Consider the following 18,599-nt stretch of genomic DNA (forward strand, 5'->3'; position numbering starts at 1 on the left):
TGTGCCGATCATCGTTACGGACAAGAAGACGCGGGCATGGTAGGTGTATTGGTCATATCGCATGGCAATCTGGGCGCTTGTCTACTGGACTGCGCCCGGCATGTATTAGGACGGGACCCGGACAATATCGCCACGCTGGCGGTAGAAAAAACCGAGGATCCGGATCAGAAACTGGTCGAGGCTTCTGCGCTGGTGGCACGCCTGGAACAAGGCGATGGCGTAGTGGTACTGACTGATATGTATGGTGGCACACCATCCAATATTGCCAGCCGGCTGATCGACCCGGGCAAGGTGGAAGCCGTTGCCGGGGTCAGTCTGCCCATGCTGGTACGTGCGCTCAGTTATAGCAGCCAGCCGCTGGAAATCGTGGTCAGCAAGGCCATTACCGGTGGGTTGGAGGGCGTGCTTTATATTCTTCCAGGGGACGGTAATGCTGCGCGTTGAAATACAAATTATCAATAAACTTGGCCTGCATGCGCGGGCTTCGAGTAAATTCACCCAGCTGGCCAGCCGCTTCAAGAGCGATGTGGGTATTGCCCGCAATGGCAGGCGTGTCAACGGCAAGAGCATCATGGGCGTGATGATGCTGGCCGCGGCCAAGGGGGCTACCGTGGAGCTGGACGTGGATGGTCCGGACGAGCAGGAAGCGCTGGATGCGCTGGTGGCACTGATCAACAATCGTTTTGACGAGGCTGAATGAATCAGCCCGCTTGAGGAGGGGATGGGACGATGAATATCACCCTGCACGGTGTAGCCATTGGTGGCGGCATCGCCATTGGCCGGGCCCATCTCATCTCGCGCAGCATGGACGATGTGGCGCATTACGGCCTGGAAGAGAAGGACATTCCGGCGGAAATGGCGCGCTTTGACGAAGCCGTCCGCGCCACGCGCAAGGAACTGGAGATGCTGTGGGGCAGCATCCCGGAAAATGCCCCGGCTGAGCTGGGCGCTTTCCTGTCCTTGCATATCATGTTGCTGGGTGATGTCACCATTTCGCGCGAACCACGCGAAATCATCGAAAAGCAGCACTGCAATGCCGAATGGGCGCTGAAACTGCAATGCGACTTGCTGGTGGAGCAGTTTGACGCCATCGAGGAAGACTACCTGCGCGAACGCAAGAATGACGTGCTGCAGGTGGTGGAACGCATTTTCAAGAATCTGGACGGCCACACGCCGCAACTGCCGGCTCCGGGTGACCTGCTGGACGACACCATCCTGGTGGCCCACGACCTGTCACCTGCCGACATGGTGTATTTCAAGGATTCCAGCTTTGCCGCCTTTGTCACCGATGTGGGCGGGGCGACTTCACACACCGCCATTCTGGGGCGCAGTCTCGACCTGCCTTCCGTCATCGCCCTGCATCACGCGCGTGAGGTAATCCGCGAGGAAGAACAGATCATCGTCGATGGTCAGCAAGGCGTGCTGATCATCAACCCGGACGAACTGGTGCTGAGCGAGTACCGCCGGCGGCAGCGTGCCTGGCGCGACGCCAAGCGCAAGCTGTCCTCCATCCGCAAATCCGATGCCAAAACCAAAGATGGCACGGTGATCGAACTGCTGGCCAATATCGAGCTGCCGCAGGATGTGGACGTGGTGAAAGGTTCCGGCGCAGCCGGGGTGGGGCTGTTCCGCAGCGAGTTCCTGTTTCTGGGGCGCGACACCCTGCCTACCGAGGACGAACAGTTCGAGGCCTACCGTAAGGTGGCCGAAGACATGAAAGGCTTGCCGGTCACCATCCGCACCATGGACCTTGGAGCCGACAAGAACCCCAAGTGGCTGAACCATGATGTGGCAGACAACCCGGCGCTGGGCCTCACCGGCATTCGCCTGTGCCTGGCCGAGCCATTGATGTTCCGTGCCCAACTGCGTGCGCTGTTGCGCGCCTCGCACTATGGCAAGGTGAAAATCCTGTTCCCCATGCTCAATTCACTGGGCGAACTCAAGCAGTCCATTGCCCAGCTGGATTACGCCAAGCAGGAATTACATGAAGAAGGCCTGCCATTCGATGAAAAGGTGGAAGTGGGCGCGATGATTGAAATTCCGTCCGCCGCACTGGTGGTGGGGAGTTTCATCAAGTACGTCGATTTCCTGTCCATCGGCACCAACGACCTGATCCAGTACACCCTGGCCATCGACCGTAACGACGATTCGGTCAGCCACCTGTATGACCCGGTGCATCCGGCGGTGCTCAAGCTCATCCTGCATACCATCCGCACCGGCATCAAGGGTGGGGTACCGGTATCGGTGTGCGGCGAGATGGCGGGCGATCCGCGCCTGACCCGCCTGCTGCTGGGCATGGGCTTGCGCAAGTTCTCCATGCATCCGGCCAGCCTGCTCTCGGTCAAGCGCATGGTGCTCAACACCCATCTGGACGATATCGCGCCCATTGCGGGGCGCATGCTTCGATCCGAAGACCCTGATAAAATCGCCGATCTTTTGCAACTGCTGAATGCCGAGCCGGATGCCTGATCCGGCTTTTTTCACCCTATCTATGCTGAACGACTCCATCGATCTGAACCAGGTGCGCCGCGTCTTGGTCATCAAACTGCGCCACCATGGGGATGTGCTGCTCACCTCTCCGGTATTCAGCGTCCTCAAACAGCAGGCTCCGCAGCTGGAAATCGATGCGCTGGTGTATCGGGATACGCAGGAAATGCTCAGCCTGCATCCGGCCATCAGCCAGTTGCACACCATAGACCGCAACTGGAAAAAGCTGGGCCTCATCGGTCAGTGCAAGGCCGAGCTGGGGCTGATCAACCGGCTGCGTCAGCGCCAGTACGACCTGGTCATCACCCTGACCGAACACAAGCGCGGCGCCTGGCTGGTCCGCCTGCTGTCGCCACGCTGGTCGGTGGGGCCGGATGGCCCGTATGGCAAGATGTTCCGCAAAAGCTTTACCCACCGTTATTTGCAGGTGCCGGGCAACCGCCGCCATACCATTGAAATCCATCTGGATGCGCTGCGGCGTATCGGGGTGTATCCGGCAGAACAACAGCGTCAGCTGACCCTGGTGGCGGGGCATAATGCCGAGGCTACGCTGGCTGCCAAGCTGGAACAGCAAGGCTTGCAAGCTGGGCAGTACATTCTGGTGCACCCCACCTCGCGCTGGTTGTTCAAAAGCTGGACGGTGGAAAACATGGCCGCGCTAATCAACACCCTGCAGCAGCGTGGCCAGCGCGTACTGCTGACGGCCGCGCCCAGCCCGGATGAAATGGCCATGCTGGCCGATATCCAGTCGCGGCTGACGCAGCCGGTTGCCAGCCTGGCCGGCCAGCTGACCCTGAAAGAGCTCGCAGCAGCCATCGACAATGCCCGCCTGTATATCGGCGTGGATTCGGTGCCCATGCATATTGCGTCGGCCATGAAAACGCCCTGTGTGGCGCTGTTTGGTCCATCCGGTGACATCGAATGGGGGCCGTGGCAGGTGCCGCACCGTGTTGTTGCAGCCCGTGTGCCCTGTCGTCCCTGCGGTAACGCCGGTTGCGGCGGCGGCTGGAACAGCGAATGCCTGAACATGATCAGCCTGCAGCAAGTGCTGGATGCGGTGGATGCCGTACTGGGAGAAACCGCATGAGCCGTCTGGCCATTGTGCGGCAGAAATACAATCCGGCCGGTGGGGCAGAACGGATTGTCAGCGCCATTCTGGGTCAGCTCAAGCAGCAGGACGAGCTGCAGCCGGTGCTGATCAACCGTAACTGGGAACAACTGGATGGCGTGGCCGTGTGTCGCGTCAATCCCTTCTATCTGGGCAGCATCTGGCGTGACTGGGGTTTTGCCCGCGCCGCGCGCCGGGCCTGGTTGCAGGTGGGGGCCGATCTGGTGCAGTCGCACGAACGCATTCCGGGTTGTCATATCTTCCGTGCCGGCGATGGCGTGCATGCAGCCTGGCTGGCGGCCAGAGCGGAAGGCAAGGGCTGGTGGCACAAGCTGTCGGTCTGGTGTAATCCCTATCATCATTTCATGCTGAGCATGGAAAAAACCATGTTCAAGCACCCGGCTTTGCAGGTGGTGATTTGCAATTCGGAGATGGTAAAACAGGACGTATTGCAGCGTTTTCCGCTCCGGCCAGAGCAGTGTGTGGTGATTCATAACGGCGTGGATGCACAGCGGTTCAACCCTGCTGCTGCCCGCCAACAGCGCAGCACACTGCGTGCGCAATACGGTATTCCCCCGGCGGCACCAGTGCTGGTGTATGTGGGTTCAGGTTTTGAGCGCAAGGGCGTGGCGCAGGCGCTGCATGCCATCCAGCCTCATCCGGATGTATGGCTGGTGGTGGTGGGGGGCGACAAGAAACTGGCCGCTTACCGGCAACTGGCCAGCCAGTTGGGTATTGCCGGACGGGTGGTGTTTACCGGCCCGCAAAAGGATGTGCTCAGCCATTACGGCATGGCCGATGGTTTTATTCTGCCCACCATGTACGAACCGTTCGGCTCGGTGGTGGGGGAAGCCATGGCCTGCGGGCTGCCGGTACTCACCAGTACCCGCTGTGGTGGTGCCGAGTGGGTGAGCCCGGCCACCGGCTGGCTGGCCGCCCCGCACGATACTGCAGCCTGGCAACGCAATGTGGCTGCCTGGCTGGCAGCACAGGACAGTTGGCCGAACATGGCAGCCCAGGCCCGCCAGCGGGTAGAGGACCAAACCGAGCAACACATGGTTGCGCAAATGCTGGCCTTGTACCGCAGCCTGTTGTCAGACCAGCACGGCCATGCATCCCAAGCAGTGAGGCCGACATGATGAAGGCGAGTCGATTTCCCGGCCGGGCGCTGATTTTCCTGTCCCTGTTATTACGTCTGCCCTGGCAATGGTTGCGGCGCAAGCCCCGGCCTGAACAAGTACAGCGTGTACTGATCCTGCACCAGTTCCTGCTGGGCGATGCGCTGATGGCCACCAGCCTGCTGGCCAAGGCCAGACAGTGTTATCCACAGGCCGACATCGTGATGGCCTGCCCACCCGGTCAGGCAGCGCTTTATGCTGGTCAACCTTATGGTGTGCGGGCTTTTGGCTGGCATATCCGCAACTTTGCCTCGGTGTGCCAGTTGTTTGCCATGCCGCGGTTTGATTTGGTGCTGCTGATGGGTGAAAACCGGCTGAGTTATCTGGCACGTGCCATCGGGGCGCGCTGGATTGTCGGCTTTGCCGCTGAACAACCAGCACACAAGAACTGGCTGCTGGATGAGGCCATCCCGTACGCTACCGAGCCGGAAGCCTGGACCGATACCGCTGCTCGACTGGTGGATGGCCCCGAGCCTGCCCCTTATCAGCTAAGTGACTGGCCGATGCCACCGCAAAGTCTGCCACACGTGCCGGATAATTATGTCGTGCTGCATGTGGGGGCCAGCTCGGCCACCCGCTTCTGGCCTGCTGAACACTGGCGGGCACTGGCGGATGCCATTCGTGCCGCCCGGCTGTCTGTGGTGTGGTCTTGCGGGCCGGGCGAGGATGCTCTGCTGCGCCAAATCGACCCGCCTGCCAGTGATGTACGCATGGCTGGCTGCCTGAGCCTGCTGCAACTGCGTCAGCTGTTGGCCGGCGCGCGCGCCTGTGTTTGCCCTGATACCGGTGTGGCGCATCTGGCCAAGGTAGCCGGTACGCCATTGCTGATGTTGTTTGGCCCCGGCAGCGAGGTGTTGTTTGGTGCCAGCCGTTTCTTTGCGCACCATCACTGCCTGGGGGTAGGGCCTGCCATCTTCCCCTGTCGTAACCAGCGCAGTGTGCACCATCGCGATGTGGACTGGGCTTTGCGCTGTTTCCGCCGTTTTGGCAACGGTGCCAATGAATGTCGTCGTGCCCTGTGCATGGAAGCCATCAGCAGCGCCGAAGCATGGCAAACCCTGCAACAGCTGCTGCGTATCAGCCAGCCAGCCGGCGCTGCCGAAGGAAATCATCATGACTGACTGGGTATTGTTTACCGAGTCATCCGACAATGTGGGTGGCCAGGAGCTGCAACTGATGCAGCAAATGCGCCAGATGCAGTCGCATGGCCTGCGCACCATGCTGGCCTGCCGTCCCGGTAGCCGGGTGGAGCAGGTGGCCTTGCAACAAGGGCTGTCGGTGCTGCCGGTGCGCTTCCGTAACAGCCTGCACCTGCCCTCCATTGCCATTTTACGGCGCTGGATCAGCCGGCATCAGCCGCGCCTGGCCATTTGCCACAGCGGGCATGACAGCAATAATCTGGCCATTGCCGCGCGCCTGGTATGGCGCCGGCCGTTCCTGCTGCGCTCGCGTACCTATCAGCCGGGCAAGCCTTCGGCATGGTCGTATAACCAGCTGGTGGATGCCACCATGGTGCCCAGTCATTACCTGCGTGATGCCTTGCTGCAGAATCCGGCCATCCGGCCCGAACGCATCCACGTGGTGTATCCGGGGATAGACTTCGCCGGGCTGGATGCCGCCGTTGATCAGGCGGTGCCGCCTCATATCGCCAGCTGGCTGGCGGCAGATGACAGCCCGGTGCTGCTGCATGCCGCCATGCTGCGCGGTGAAAAGGGGCATCTGACCATCCTGCAAGCAATGAATATCCTGCGTGACAGCCATCCGCACTGGCGCTATCTGGTGGCGGGCGATGGGGTGGCCAGACCGGATATCGAGGCTGAAGTCCAGCGGCTGGGTTTGCAGTCGCGTGTACTGCTGGCCGGTGTGGTATCCCCGGTGGCACCGCTGTATCGGCGTGCCGACCTGCTGCTGATGCCATCCACCTACGAGCCGTTGGGCATGTCGCAAATCGAAGCACTGGCCTTGCACTGCCCGGTGCTGGCCAGCCTTACCGGCGGTATTCCTGAAACGGTAAAACAAGGCCAGACCGGCACCCTGGTGGAAGCCGGCAATGCCCAGGCCTGGGCGGACGCGATTGCCAGCGCGCTGGATGCGATGCCGCAGCAGCGTGCCATGGCGGCGGCCGGAGCGCTTGATGTCCGGCAACGCTTTGCACCGGACAGCAATCTGCAGCAGATCATGGCCTTGAGCGGGCTTTCCGGCCTGCTGGCCGCATCACATTGAACTGATTGGACTATCAACTTGAAACATAGCTGGCCCATCTACCGACGACTGCTGGGTTACCTGGCCCAGTACTGGAAAGTATTCGCCCTGTCATTGGTCTCCATGACCATTGCCGCGCTGACCGAACCGGCGTTTGCCCGGCTGATGAAACCGCTGATTGATGGCGGCTTTGTCAACAAGGACCCAAAGGCCATTGTCTGGGTGCCGATGGCCATTGTCGGGGTATTCCTGGTACGCGGTATCACCAGTTTCATCAACGAATACACCTCCAGCTGGCTGGCCGGGCATCTGGTACAAACCCTGCGCCAGCAAATGTTTGCCAAGATGTTGCGCCTGCCGGTGCCGTATTACGCCGACAATCAGTCTGGCCGCCTGGTGTCGCGCATCTCCTTTGATGTCAATCAGGTGACCGAAGCAGGCTTCAATGTCATCACCGTCACGGTCAAGGACGGGGTGACTGCTGTCAGCCTGCTGGCCTGGCTGCTGTATATCGACTGGCAACTGACCATTATCTGCCTGGTGGTGATGCCGGTGGTCACCGTCTGCATGCGCATGGTGGCCAGACGCCTGCGTGGTCTGGCGCTGGAGAATCAGCAACACATGGCTGACCTGACCCAGATTCTGGGCGAAGGGGTGGATTGTCAGAAAGTCATCAAGGTTTATGGCGGCGAAGAATATGAAGAAAGCCGCTTCAATGCTGCAGCCCAGGCCATCCGCCGCAACGGGGTGAAGCAGAGCGCTGCCAGTTCGGCCAATACCGGGGTGACCCAGCTGATGATTGCCTGTGCGCTGGCCGCCATCCTGTATTTTGCCGCCTTGCGTGCCCAGCATGGATCATTCACCGCCGGTGACTTCATGTCCTTCCTTACCGCCATGATGTTGCTGTTTGCACCGGTGAAGCGGATTACCGGCATTTCCCAAGCCATGCAGCGCGGCCTTGCAGCTGCGGAAAGCGTATTCAATTTCCTGGACGAGGCGGGTGAGCCGGATCACGGTACACGCCGTCTGCCACAAACCCAGGGCCGACTGCGCTTTGACAATGTGTCTTTCCGTTATCCGAATGCCGAACGCGATGTGTTGCAGCAGGTCAGCCTGGAGGTGAATTCGGGTGAAACCGTGGCGCTGGTGGGTTCTTCCGGCAGCGGCAAAACCACGCTGGTCAGCCTGATTCCGCGTTTTTACCAGCCCTTGTCCGGGCAGATCACGCTGGACGGTATTGCGCTGGATGACATCGTGCTGGCTGATCTGCGCCAGCATATCGCCATGGTGAGTCAGGATGTGGTGCTGTTCAACGACACTGTGGCTGCCAATATCGCCTATGGCGCACGCGATAACATTACCCGCGAGCAGATCATCGAAGCGGCACGTGCGGCAAATGCGCTGGAGTTCATTGAGGCGATGCCGGAAGGGCTGGATACCCAGATTGGCGAGAACGGTGTGCGTCTGTCAGGTGGCCAGCGTCAACGTCTGGCCATTGCCCGTGCACTGCTGAAAAACGCCCCGCTGCTGATTCTGGACGAAGCAACCTCTGCACTGGATACCCAATCCGAACGACTGGTACAGGCTGCGCTGGAAAACCTGATGAAGAACCGTACTACCATCGTGATTGCCCACCGGCTGTCCACCATCGAGAACGCCGACCGCATCATCGTGATGCATCAGGGCAAGGTGGCGGAGCAGGGCAGTCATAAGCAGTTGATGCAGCAGGATGGTATCTACGCACGTCTGCACAGCTTGCAGTTCCGCGAGCCGGAAGCTGACGCCAGCTGAGTTTTCCATCGTGATGGTCCAAAACAAGACAGGCTGCCCTCGGGCAGCCTGTTTGTTTGGGATGGCATCACGCCTTGGCGGCGAACAGTGGATCCTGTGGAGCCAGCAGCCGACCATTCTCCTGGATGGTGCGCCATACCGGCTGATCCTTCACCTGGGCCTGTACATCTCGCGCCAGACGGCAGTAGGCTTTGCAGTTACCTGCCGAGGAATAGGCACGCAACAGCGTCACCTTGATGGAAAGATTCTGTGGCTCATCTTTCATCGCCTCTTTCAGTACTCGCACTGCATCGCTGCTGCGGCCATAAGCCAGAAACACCTCGGCCTCACCGACAGGGTCGATACCCCGCGCACGCGGTTTCTTGTAAGTTGCCTTGCGCCAGACACGGCGGGCAAGACCATAAGTACACATCAGGCCAAAACTGGCGACCAAGGCTGTTATTGCATCCACCGCGGCTTCCCTCCGAGATTCTCTCTCTGCTTGAATTATGCAGTCGATTATTCGGGGAGGCGTGCAGGGCCGCAATCCGTAAAAATCCTTAATGGGGTCAAGGTTTCCGTGGCGACAGCCTCAAGCGCCATGCCGCCCCAGAGCCGGATTGATGTGTGCGGACTGGAACAGCTGCTCCAGCAGCGCGGCCGGCAGCCCGGCTTGAATCACGGCTTGTCCCAGTTGCTTGAGCAGGACAAAGCGGATGACGCCGCTTTCCACTTTCTTGTCGTGGCCCATGTGGCGCATCCATTCCTCAAGGCCGAAGTCGGGGCTTTGTACCGGCAATCCGGCAGCGGCAATCAGTGTCACCACCCGCTGGACATCTTGCGCACTCAGCCAGCCAAGTTCCTGTGACGCGGCGGCGGCAAGCACCATGCCAGCGCCAACCGCCTCGCCATGCAGCCATGCGCCATAACCCAGGCCGGCTTCGATGGCGTGGCCAAAGGTATGACCAAGATTGAGCAAGGCCCGTACGCCCTGTTCTTTTTCATCCTGGCCGACAATTTCAGCTTTCATTTCGCACGAGCGGCGCACGGCATATTGCAGCGCTGCCGGGTCGCGTGCGCGCAGTTTGTCCATATTGGCTTCCAGCCAGGCGAGGAAGTCGGCATCGCCCAGCAAGCCATACTTGATGACTTCAGCAATACCAGCCGACAGTTCCCGCTCGGGCAGGGTGGCCAGCAGATCCATGTCGGCCAGCACCATACGGGGTTGGTAGAAAGCACCAATCATGTTCTTGCCCAGCGGATGGTTGATGGCGGTCTTGCCGCCCACCGAGGAATCAACCTGCGCCAGCAAGGTGGTGGGAATCTGGATGAAGGGTGCACCGCGCTGGTAGCAGGCGGCGGCAAAGCCGGTCATGTCGCCCACCACACCGCCACCGAGGGCAATCAGCGTGGTTTTGCGTTCGGCATTGTGGCTGAGAAGGGCGTCGAAGATCAGGTTCAGCGTCTGCCAGTTCTTGTTGGCCTCACCGTCCGGCAACACCACCGGAATGCAATGCACGCCGTGGCTTTCCAATTGCCGGGTCAGGCGCTCCAGGTAGAGCGGGGCAACAACGTCGTTGGTGACGATGGCAACCTGGGGAATGGGCAGGTGCGGCAGGATCAGTTCAACCTGATCAAGCAGTCCGTGGCCAATGTGAATGGGGTAGCGGGTATCCGGCAGGGTCAGGTCTAGCGTAATCATGCGTCAGGTCTTGGCTGGAATGTTATGCAGCTGATCGAGCAGGCGGCTGACCAGCAGGTTGACGTTCTGTTGCGAGGTATCAACCACGATGTCGGCGACTTCGCGGTACAAGGGGTCGCGCTGCTCCAGCAGGCTTTGCAGTTTCGCGCGCGGGTCGGCGGTTTGCAGCAGCGGGCGGTTCTTGTCGTGCATGGTGCGCGCCAGCAGGTCGTCAATGGAGGCGCGCAGGTAGATCACCACGCCGTGTCTTGACAGCTCGGCCCGGTTTTCCGGACGCAGTACGGCGCCCCCACCGGTGGCCAGTACGATATTGTTCATTTTTGCCAGATCGGCAATCACGCTGCTTTCACGGTCGCGAAAGCGCAGTTCGCCTTCTATCTCGAAAATGGTGGCGACGCGAACGCCAGTGCGCGCCTCGATTTCATGATCCGAGTCGTAGAAGGTCTTGCCGGTCTTGCGTGCCAGTGCCCTGCCAACGGTGGTCTTGCCGGCACCCATCAGCCCGACAAGAAAAAAATTGCCTGCCATGTTCTCCATGGCAGGCATTGTAGCTGATGCTGGCTGGGTCTGTCTGCGCGGGCAGAGGACAAAATGCGCGCAGATGCCCAGTGTTCAGCGATTTTGCAGGTTCAGGTCTTCAACCACCTTAGGCGTGATGAATACCAGCAGCTCGGTGCGGTTGTTCTTGTCCACCTTGCTGCGGAATAGTGCGCCCAGGAAGGGGATATCACCCAGCAGTGGTACCTTGTTGATCGTGGTATCCAGTGTTTGCTGGTAAATACCGCCAATCACCACGGTGCCGCCGTTTTCCACCATCACCTGGGTTTTCACCACCTTGGTGTCGATGGCCGGGGTGCTGTTGACAAACAAGGTGCTGCTGACGCTGTCCTTGTTGATCTGGATTTCCATGAGCACACGGTTGTCCGGCGTGATTTGCGGGGTCACTTTCAGGCTGAGGTTGGCCTTTTTGAACGACACAGATGTTGCACCACTGGAGCTGGCTTCCTGATACGGAATTTCCGTACCCTGTTCGATGCTGGCCTCTACCCGGTCGGCAGTCATGATGCGTGGGCTGGCCAGAATCTTGCCCTTGTCGGCGGTTTCCATGGCGTCCAGCTCCAGGCCGATGGCAGCGCGCGAACCAGCACCAAACACGGCACCGATGGAGTTATAGGTACCGGACAGGCCCAGGTTCACCCCGGAGGTCAGCGGGATGGTGCCAGTAGTCGTTCCGCGGGCGATATTGAAGCTGGTGGTGGCATCAGCCAGCGAACCACCAATGCTGGTACCGCCACTGGCGCGTGCCACATTGAGTTTCACCCCCAGGCTCTTGCTCCAGTTGTCGGTGGCTTCGACGATGCGCGCTTCAATCAGCACCTGCTTGACCGGAATGTCGGTCTTGGTCACCAGATCGCGGATCTTGTCGATCACGGTCTGGGTATCGTTGATGATCAGGGTATTGGTTTTCGGGTCGATCATGAAGCTGCCTCGGGCCGACAGCAGGCCGTTGCCGCCGCTGTTGCCCGTTGCACTGGAGCCGGACGTGGTGGTGCTGCCATCCAGAATCTTCTTGAAGTCTTCGGCTGAGCGGTAGCGCAGGACGAAGGTTTCCGAGCGGATGGGCTCCAGTGCGGTCAGTTGCTGCTTGCCTTCCAGAATCTGCTTGTCGCGGTTGAGCAGCTCTTCACGCGGGGCAATATTGATGATGTTGCCATTGCGGCGCTGATCCAGGCCCTTGGTTTGCAGGATCAGGTCCAGCGCCTGATCCCACGGCACGTCTTTCAGGCGCAAGGTGATATTGCCGGTGACCGAGTCGCTGGTAACGATGTTTAGCCCGGTGAATTCGGCAATCACCTGCAGTACGGTGCGTACTTCAATGTTCTGGAAGTTGAGCGACAGCTTGTCGCCCTTGTATTGCGGCTTGCTGTTCAGCTCGTTCTTGCTGGCACTTTCCACCACGGCCTTGCGTACTTCCACCACCAGTTTGCGCTCGGTCTGGTAGGAAGAGAATTCCCAGTCACCCTGCGGTTGAATCACGACACGGCTGTTGCGACCCTGATTGCTGGCAATCACCTTGTCCACCGGTGTGGCAAAGTCGCTGACATCCATGCGCTTTTCCAGCGAACGCGGCAGATTGGCGCCCATCACATCCAGCACCAGGTTCTTGCCCTCACGGCGGATATCCACCGGTGTACTCTCGGTTGGCAGGTTGATTTCCACCCGGCCTTCGCCGCCACGGCCACGCCGGAAGTCCAGACCCAGCGGGGTGGTGGCCACGGCAGCCTGGGCACTGGCTTGGGCGGCGGCCGAAGCGGTACTGGCCGGCTGTTCTTGCGAAGTGGCCGACTGCTGCGGGGAAGACATGGTGTTGTTGATGCGGATCAGCAGTTTGTTGCCGGAGATGCTGGTGCTGTAGGACACATTGTGTGCCAGGTTCAGCACCAGGCGGGAGCGGCCATTGGCCTCAACCGCGACAGCGGACTTGACGATGGGATTGCCCAGCTCAACCGTGTTCTTCGGCAGCTTCACCTGTGTATCGGCAAAGTCGAAGGCAACGCGTGCAGGGTTGGCAATGGCGAAGCTGTTGGGCTTGCTGGCCGGCCCGTCAAAGGTGATCTGCAGCAACTGGGCATCGCCATCGGTCTGGGCGATGTCGATCGCGGTGATGGATGCAGCATGGGCAATGGAAAATGCAATGGACAGACCCAGCCCCGACAACAGTTTGATTGAATGGTTTTTCATTATTTCTGCCCTTGTTCATCCAGGTACATGCTGGTTTCGCGTTGTACCCATTCTCCGTTCAGATCTTCCACGGTCTCGGAAAGTACTAGTTCGGTATCGCTGATACGTTTGATCTGGCCGAAATTGGGGCCAATGAAATTACCCGGTTGCACGCGGTAGATACTGCCTTCCGGCGTGCGGATCAAGGCATAGGTAATATTGTTGCGCTTGAGCAAGCCGGTCATTTTCAGCTTGTCCAGATCATAGTTTTCCAGCAGTTCGCGCGGGCGCTTGAAGTCGGGCGCATTGGCCGAGTTCTGTCGTTTTGCCATTTGCAGCTTGACCGGGTTGAACGGATCGGGCAGGTCAAACGCATTGTAGGCAAACGGCTGGTAGCTCTGTGCCTGGGGCAGGGGGTCGATCTGACCGCGCAAACCCTGGCTGGCCTGCAACATCCAGGCATGCAGGTCGTCGGTATTGCTGCCACTGCAGGCGCTCAGCAGCAACGGGCACAGCAAGATGGCGTAAGTTTTTTTCAGCATGAAGTCACACTCACTTCTTCGGCGGCTGTGCCGCTGCGATGCGCTCTTCCGGCTCTAGCGACCGGTAGGTCTTGGCCGTGGCTTCCATGGTCATGCGTGCAGCATCCTTGCCCTGGCCCGGAGTCAGCTTGATGTCGCCGATGGTGACAATGCGCGAGAGCTGTGCCACATCGCTGACAAAGGCAGCCAGGTCGTTGTAGCTGCCAGTCAGGCGGATGGCGATCGGCACTTCCGCCATTTCGGCAGTCTTCACCTCGCCGCTGGGGCGGAACAGGTCAAACTGCAGTCCGCGACCGATGCCGGCCTGGTTGATTTCGGTCAGCAGCGCATCCATTTCTGCCTTGGTGGGCAGCTGTTTGAGCAGGGCACCGAAGGACAGCTGGATTTCTTTCAATTGCTGTTGCAGCGCTTCCAGGTTGATGGCCTGGCGCTTTTTGTCGACGAAGGTTTGCTTGAGCTGTTCTTCCTGTTGCTGGGCGTTGTGCAGCTTGTCCAGCTGGTCGCTCAGCACGAAGAAATACCCCAGTCCCAAAAAGGCCACGGCGATGAAGATTGCCACGAATACCTGGGCCGGGAAGGGCCAGTTGGGCATGTCCTTGGGGTCAAGGTTGCGGAACTCGTCTAGGGTCATGGCTTGGCTCCCTGCGGTGCGACCTGGCCTTGCGGTGCGCTGGCAGCCGGGGCTGTCTGTTTGAAGGTGCTGGTCAGGCTGAACTCGCTCACGCGCTGGTTGCTGGCGGTGGAGGCTTTCACTTCCACCAGCTGCGGTTCGGTGAACACCGTGGACTGTGCCAGGGTACGCATGTAATTGGATACGCGGGCCCCGGACAGGCCATAGCCGCTGAAGCTGAAGTTGTTGCCGCTCTGGCTGAAGCTCTTCAGATAGATGCCATCCGGCGTCTGGCGAACCAGCTGGTCGAAAATGTGTACGGCATCATTACGACCCTGTTGCAGGCGTTCCACCAGCTGTTTGCGGGCCAGCAGGTCGTCACGCTGCTTCTTGAGTGCGCCGATGTCCTTGATTTGCTGATCCAGCTTGGCAATTTCGCCTTGCAGGAACTGGTTGCGCTCTTCCTGGTGCGATTCACGGGTGTCCAGAACGAAATAGCTCAGTCCGACAATCAGCAGGGCTACACCAAAGGCACTGCCCAGCAACAGCTGGAAGCGCAGGCGGTGTGCGGCTTTTTTCTGCTCGCGGTGCGGCAGGAGGTTGATGCGGATCATCAGTCAAACCTCCGCATGGCAAGTCCACATGCAATGAGCAGTGCAGGCGCATCCAGCAGCAATTCCTTCAGCCGGATTGAACTGGACTGCACCATGGAGGTGAAGGGGTTGGCAATCATGGTACTGATCTGGGTGCGGGAGGCCACTGCGTCGTCCAGTCCGGACAGCATGCTGCAGCCGCCGCCCAGGAGGATGTAGTCCACGCGCAGGTATTGCGACACGCTGACCGTGGTGTAGAAAAACTGCAGTGCGCGCTGGATTTCTTGTGCCAGCGCGTCGACAAACGGGTGCAGCAGTTCCGACTCGTAACCGTCCGGCATCGCCATGCTGCGTTTGCCGTTTTCCGCTTCGTCAAAGCTGATGCCGTAGCGGCGCTGGATGTCGCGGGTCAGTTGCTGGCCGCCAAACATCTGTTCGCGGTAGTAGATTTGCTGGCCGTTACGGATGACATTGCAGTGGATCTTGCTGGCACCGATATCAAACAGGGCAAAAGTCTGGTTCATACCATGATCGGGCAGTTGCTGCTGGATCTGCTCGAAGGCCGTCATCATGGCGAAGGATTCCACATCCACCAGATGGGCGCGCAGGCCAGCCATTTCCACTACAGCCACCCGTTCTTCCACTTTTTCCTTGCGCGCGGCACACAGCAGGACTTCCAGATCATCCAGACTGCTACTGGACGGGCCCAGCACCTGGTAATCCAGATTCACTTCATCGAGCGGAAAGGGGATGATCTGGTCGGCTTCGGACTCGATCATGCCTTCCATGTCCTCGGATTGGCTGACCGGTACCAGAAGCTTTTTGTAGATGGCCATCGAAGTGGGAATGGCGATGGCGACATTCCGGATAGGGCTGCCAAGTCGCTTCCATGCTTTGCGCAAGGTCTCGGCAATCCCTTCGATATCCACCAGATTGCCTTCGGAAACGGCTTCCTTGGGCAGGTTCTCAATTACATATCGCTCGATCTGGAAATTTTTGCCCGATCTGGACAGCTCTACCAGCTTGACCGAGGTAGTGCTGATATCAAGACCCAGCAGAGGAACATTCTTGGATTTCCCCAATCCAAGCTGATCCAGCCAGTCCGTACTGAACCGAAATTTGTCGGATAGCATCAGTTAAGGCCCCGAAATGGTCTAGTGCGACAGTTTTTGCACTGTCGCTGTCAATGTTTGTCTTGCTAGTTCTCACAAGACGTTATAATCCGCTTTCTTCCGAAAGCCTATTTGTAATTATGTTCAAACGACTTCTTGCGATTCTGGCCGGTTTGGTCATTGGTGGGGCCGTGCTGGCAGCCGGTGCGGCAGCCATTGCCATCATCATAACCTACCCGCGTTTGCCAAGTCTTGATGTGCTGACGGATTACCGTCCAAAAATTCCACTGCGCGTCTACTCGGCAGATGGCCAGTTGCTGGGAGAGTTCGGTGAAGAGCGCCGTTCGTTCGCCCGCATCCATGAAGTCCCGCAACTGATGAAACAAGCACTGCTGGCTGCCGAGGATGAAAGATTCTATCAGCATAGCGGCATCGACTACATGGGTGTCATGCGTGCTGCCGTCGGTAATCTGGTGTCCGGTCATGCCCGTTCCGGTGCCAGTACCATCACCATGCAGGTGGCCAAGAATTTCTTTCTTTCCAGTGAAAAGACTTTCACACGTAAGTTTAATGAAGCTTTGCTTGCTTTCAAAATCGAACATACGCTTTCCAAGGATCAGATTCTCGAGTTGTACTTCAACCAGATTTATCTTGGGCAGCGCGCTTACGGTTTTTCGGCTGCCGCACAAGCTTATTTCGGCAAGCCCATCACCGACCTGAGCGTTGCCGAAATGGCCATGCTGGCCGGCCTGCCCAAGGCACCTTCCGCCTATAACCCCATCGTCAATCCGGAGCGTGCCCACCTGCGTCAGCTGTATGTGCTGCGCCGCATGCGCGAGTTGAATTTCATTACCCAGGACCAGTATGACGCGGCCATCAAAGAGCCGCTGCATCTGGCCAGCGCCAGTGTTGACGCCAATCAGCCGGCCCTGTACGTGGCGGAAATGGTCCGTCAGGCCATGTACGAACGCTACAAGGATGCTGCCTATACCGAGGGCTACAAGGTCTACACCACGCTGGACAGCCATCACCAGCAATGGGCTTATGACGCACTGCGTGCCGGCCTGATCGATTTCGACCGCAAGCAGGGTTACCGTGCCCCGGAAAGTTATATCGATCTGGCCTCGGCAGAGGGAGAAGACCAGACCGAAGTGCTGGACGATGCACTGTCTGAAATTCGCGACAGTGGCGACATGCAGGCGGCCATCGTGCTGTCTGCCAGCCCGTCCGAAGTGCGCGCCTACCTGCGCGGCGGCAAGGTGGCGGTCATCAAGGGGCCGGGCCTGGAATTTGCCCGCCGTGCGCTCAACCCCAAGTTGGCAGCGGATAAACAGATTCGCCGCGGTGCGGTCATCCGTGTGCGTGCCAATGACAAGGGCTACTGGGAAATCGTACAGATGCCGGATGTCGAAGGGGCATTCGTGTCGATGGACCCGCGTAGCGGTGCCATCAAGTCGCTGGTGGGCGGCTTTGACTTCAACCGTCGCAGCTTCAACCACGTGACCCAGGCATGGCGTCAGCCGGGCTCCACCTTCAAGCCCTTTATCTATTCCGCCGGTATCGAACGCGGTGTGACGCCATCCACCATGTTCAACGATGCCCCGTTGACCGTGCCTGGTGCGCCGGGTACCGGTAATTGGGAACCGAAGAATGACGATGGCAAATTTGCCGGCCTGATTACCCTGCGCCGTGCGCTGACCCAATCCAAAAACCTGGTGTCCGTACGCTTGCTGATGGCGCTGGGAACCGATTACGCCCAGCAATATATCCAGCGTTTCGGCTTCTCGCCCAAACAGCATCCGGCCTACCTCACCATGGCGCTGGGGGCCGGTGCGGCCACGCCGCTGCAGATGGCGGAAGGCTATTCGGTGTTCTCCAATGGTGGCTACCGCATCAAGGCCTACTTCATTGACCGCATCGAAGACCAGTCCGGCCATGTGCTGGCCAAGACCCAGCCTGCGGTGGCCGGCCAGAATGCCACGCAGGCCATCGACCCGCGCAATGCTTTCATCATGACTTCCATGCTGAAAGATGTGGTGCGCTACGGTACGGCAGCCAAGGCAATGAGCCTGGGCCGCATGGACCTGGCCGGCAAGACCGGTACCACCAGCGACTGGAAGGATGCCTGGTTTGTCGGCTTCAACCCCAATCTGGTGGCAGCCACCTGGGTGGGTTACGACCAGCCGCGCTCGCTGGGCCGTTACGGTTATGGTGGCACCGCCGCGCTGCCGGTGTGGATGAACTACATGGCCAACGCGCTCAAGGGCGTGCCGGAAGTGGAACTGCCAGTGCCTGCCGGCATCGTGGTGAAACCGGGTGCCGGTCAGCGTGGTGGTGACGAGTACTACTACGAAGAATTCCAGAAGACCAATCCGGAACTGAAGATTGACAACCACGGCAGCATTCCGGGCGGTAACGCTTCTGATGCTGCGGCAGACGACCCTGCCGCGAAAGATCCGAACGCGCCTGCTGCCAAGGATGCCGTGGAAAACGTCAAGGAAATGCTGTTCTGAGCCAGATTGCAGTCCATCACAGCCCACCCCGTCCAGGGTGGGCTTTTTCATGTCTGCTTGG

At 59.3% G+C, this 18,599-nt stretch carries 17 protein-coding genes; 9 read left to right on the plus strand and 8 right to left on the minus strand.

Annotated elements, in window-relative coordinates:
• The first annotated feature begins 36 nt into the window (after positions 1–36).
• Genes ACE3SE_RS10285 through msbA form a run of 8 tightly spaced genes read left to right on the plus strand, consistent with a single transcriptional unit; the run spans position 37 to position 8,766 of the window.
• A complete protein-coding gene (locus tag ACE3SE_RS10285; protein ID WP_045847764.1) occupies positions 37–444 on the plus strand; it encodes a PTS sugar transporter subunit IIA in 408 nt (135 codons plus the stop codon).
• Entirely contained in the window at positions 431–700 is a 270-nt protein-coding gene (locus tag ACE3SE_RS10290) for an HPr family phosphocarrier protein (protein WP_045847765.1), read from the plus strand. Before ACE3SE_RS10285 ends, ACE3SE_RS10290 begins: the two co-directional genes overlap by 14 nt.
• A gap of 29 nt (positions 701–729) precedes the next feature.
• Positions 730–2,469 carry a phosphoenolpyruvate--protein phosphotransferase gene (gene ptsP, locus ACE3SE_RS10295; RefSeq protein ID WP_374555063.1) on the plus strand — a complete coding sequence of 580 codons (1,740 nt, stop codon included), beginning with the start codon at positions 730–732 and terminating at the stop codon, positions 2,467–2,469.
• 22 nt (positions 2,470–2,491) lie between these two features.
• Entirely contained in the window at positions 2,492–3,574 is a 1,083-nt protein-coding gene (rfaQ, locus tag ACE3SE_RS10300) for a putative lipopolysaccharide heptosyltransferase III (protein ID WP_045847818.1), read from the plus strand.
• Positions 3,571–4,734 carry a glycosyltransferase family 4 protein gene (locus tag ACE3SE_RS10305; RefSeq protein WP_374555065.1) on the plus strand — a complete coding sequence of 388 codons (1,164 nt, stop codon included), beginning with the start codon at positions 3,571–3,573 and terminating at the stop codon, positions 4,732–4,734. The genes rfaQ and ACE3SE_RS10305 overlap by 4 nt, the downstream gene beginning before the upstream one ends.
• Entirely contained in the window at positions 4,731–5,894 is a 1,164-nt protein-coding gene (locus ACE3SE_RS10310; protein WP_374555067.1) for a glycosyltransferase family 9 protein, read from the plus strand. Before ACE3SE_RS10305 ends, ACE3SE_RS10310 begins: the two co-directional genes overlap by 4 nt.
• Positions 5,887–6,996, plus strand: a complete 1,110-nt coding sequence (locus ACE3SE_RS10315; protein ID WP_374555069.1) for a glycosyltransferase — start codon at positions 5,887–5,889, stop codon at positions 6,994–6,996. Before ACE3SE_RS10310 ends, ACE3SE_RS10315 begins: the two co-directional genes overlap by 8 nt.
• Positions 6,997–7,014: 18 nt before the next feature.
• Positions 7,015–8,766 carry a lipid A export permease/ATP-binding protein MsbA gene (gene msbA / locus ACE3SE_RS10320; protein WP_374555071.1) on the plus strand — a complete coding sequence of 584 codons (1,752 nt, stop codon included), beginning with the start codon at positions 7,015–7,017 and terminating at the stop codon, positions 8,764–8,766.
• Positions 8,767–8,833: 67 nt separating this feature from the next.
• Here the strand turns inward: msbA and ACE3SE_RS10325 are convergent, their stop codons facing one another.
• The 8 genes from ACE3SE_RS10325 to ACE3SE_RS10360 all read right to left on the minus strand — a co-directional run bounded on the left by ACE3SE_RS10325 (position 8,834) and on the right by ACE3SE_RS10360 (position 15,995).
• Positions 8,834–9,217, minus strand: a complete 384-nt coding sequence (locus ACE3SE_RS10325) for a type IV pilus assembly protein FimV (protein WP_231588907.1) — start codon at positions 9,215–9,217, stop codon at positions 8,834–8,836.
• Positions 9,218–9,337: 120 nt separating this feature from the next.
• Positions 9,338–10,447, minus strand: a complete 1,110-nt coding sequence (aroB, locus tag ACE3SE_RS10330; RefSeq protein WP_374555073.1) for a 3-dehydroquinate synthase — start codon at positions 10,445–10,447, stop codon at positions 9,338–9,340.
• A gap of 3 nt (positions 10,448–10,450) precedes the next feature.
• Positions 10,451–10,993, minus strand: a complete 543-nt coding sequence (gene aroK, locus ACE3SE_RS10335) for a shikimate kinase AroK (RefSeq protein ID WP_045847771.1) — start codon at positions 10,991–10,993, stop codon at positions 10,451–10,453.
• Between the two features lie 66 nt (positions 10,994–11,059).
• Positions 11,060–13,189, minus strand: coding sequence for a type IV pilus secretin PilQ (pilQ, locus tag ACE3SE_RS10340; RefSeq protein WP_131357468.1), 2,130 nt, complete (start codon positions 13,187–13,189; stop codon positions 11,060–11,062).
• The gene (locus tag ACE3SE_RS10345) at positions 13,189–13,710 is read right to left on the minus strand and encodes a pilus assembly protein PilP (RefSeq protein ID WP_045847773.1); all 522 of its coding nucleotides are present in this window, start codon (positions 13,708–13,710) and stop codon (positions 13,189–13,191) included. The genes pilQ and ACE3SE_RS10345 overlap by 1 nt, the downstream gene beginning before the upstream one ends.
• Before the next feature lie 10 nt (positions 13,711–13,720).
• Complete coding sequence (locus tag ACE3SE_RS10350) at positions 13,721–14,341, minus strand: type 4a pilus biogenesis protein PilO (protein WP_045847774.1); 621 nt, start codon at positions 14,339–14,341, stop codon at positions 13,721–13,723.
• Complete coding sequence (locus tag ACE3SE_RS10355; protein ID WP_374555076.1) at positions 14,338–14,934, minus strand: PilN domain-containing protein; 597 nt, start codon at positions 14,932–14,934, stop codon at positions 14,338–14,340. Before ACE3SE_RS10355 ends, ACE3SE_RS10350 begins: the two co-directional genes overlap by 4 nt.
• On the minus strand, positions 14,934–15,995 hold the full coding sequence (locus ACE3SE_RS10360) for a pilus assembly protein PilM (protein ID WP_233160600.1): 1,062 nt from the start codon (positions 15,993–15,995) through the stop codon (positions 14,934–14,936). The genes ACE3SE_RS10355 and ACE3SE_RS10360 overlap by 1 nt, the downstream gene beginning before the upstream one ends.
• A gap of 170 nt (positions 15,996–16,165) precedes the next feature.
• Between ACE3SE_RS10360 and ACE3SE_RS10365 the strand changes: the two genes are divergently transcribed.
• Positions 16,166–18,538 (plus strand): penicillin-binding protein 1A, encoded by a 2,373-nt coding sequence (locus tag ACE3SE_RS10365; RefSeq protein WP_131357480.1) that lies wholly within the window; start codon positions 16,166–16,168, stop codon positions 18,536–18,538.
• Positions 18,539–18,599: the final 61 nt, after the last annotated feature.

This window comes from Aquitalea pelogenes (assembly GCF_041914625.1).
Classification (GTDB): Bacteria; Pseudomonadota; Gammaproteobacteria; order Burkholderiales; family Chromobacteriaceae; genus Aquitalea; species Aquitalea pelogenes.

What these genes read in the sequence shown, in the direction of transcription:
- ACE3SE_RS10285 (WP_045847764.1), top strand. Translation starts at nt 37, where the DNA reads ATGGTAGGTGTATTGGTCATATCGCATGGCAATCTGGGCGCTTGTCTA.
- ACE3SE_RS10290 (WP_045847765.1), top strand. Translation starts at nt 431, where the DNA reads ATGCTGCGCGTTGAAATACAAATTATCAATAAACTTGGCCTGCATGCG.
- ptsP (WP_374555063.1), top strand. Translation starts at nt 730, where the DNA reads ATGAATATCACCCTGCACGGTGTAGCCATTGGTGGCGGCATCGCCATT.
- rfaQ (WP_045847818.1), top strand. Translation starts at nt 2,492, where the DNA reads ATGCTGAACGACTCCATCGATCTGAACCAGGTGCGCCGCGTCTTGGTC.
- ACE3SE_RS10305 (WP_374555065.1), top strand. Translation starts at nt 3,571, where the DNA reads ATGAGCCGTCTGGCCATTGTGCGGCAGAAATACAATCCGGCCGGTGGG.
- ACE3SE_RS10310 (WP_374555067.1), top strand. Translation starts at nt 4,731, where the DNA reads ATGATGAAGGCGAGTCGATTTCCCGGCCGGGCGCTGATTTTCCTGTCC.
- ACE3SE_RS10315 (WP_374555069.1), top strand. Translation starts at nt 5,887, where the DNA reads ATGACTGACTGGGTATTGTTTACCGAGTCATCCGACAATGTGGGTGGC.
- aroB (WP_374555073.1), bottom strand. Translation starts at nt 10,447, where the DNA reads ATGATTACGCTAGACCTGACCCTGCCGGATACCCGCTACCCCATTCAC.
- aroK (WP_045847771.1), bottom strand. Translation starts at nt 10,993, where the DNA reads ATGCCTGCCATGGAGAACATGGCAGGCAATTTTTTTCTTGTCGGGCTG.
- pilQ (WP_131357468.1), bottom strand. Translation starts at nt 13,189, where the DNA reads ATGAAAAACCATTCAATCAAACTGTTGTCGGGGCTGGGTCTGTCCATT.
- ACE3SE_RS10345 (WP_045847773.1), bottom strand. Translation starts at nt 13,710, where the DNA reads ATGCTGAAAAAAACTTACGCCATCTTGCTGTGCCCGTTGCTGCTGAGC.
- ACE3SE_RS10350 (WP_045847774.1), bottom strand. Translation starts at nt 14,341, where the DNA reads ATGACCCTAGACGAGTTCCGCAACCTTGACCCCAAGGACATGCCCAAC.
- ACE3SE_RS10355 (WP_374555076.1), bottom strand. Translation starts at nt 14,934, where the DNA reads ATGATCCGCATCAACCTCCTGCCGCACCGCGAGCAGAAAAAAGCCGCA.
- ACE3SE_RS10365 (WP_131357480.1), top strand. Translation starts at nt 16,166, where the DNA reads ATGTTCAAACGACTTCTTGCGATTCTGGCCGGTTTGGTCATTGGTGGG.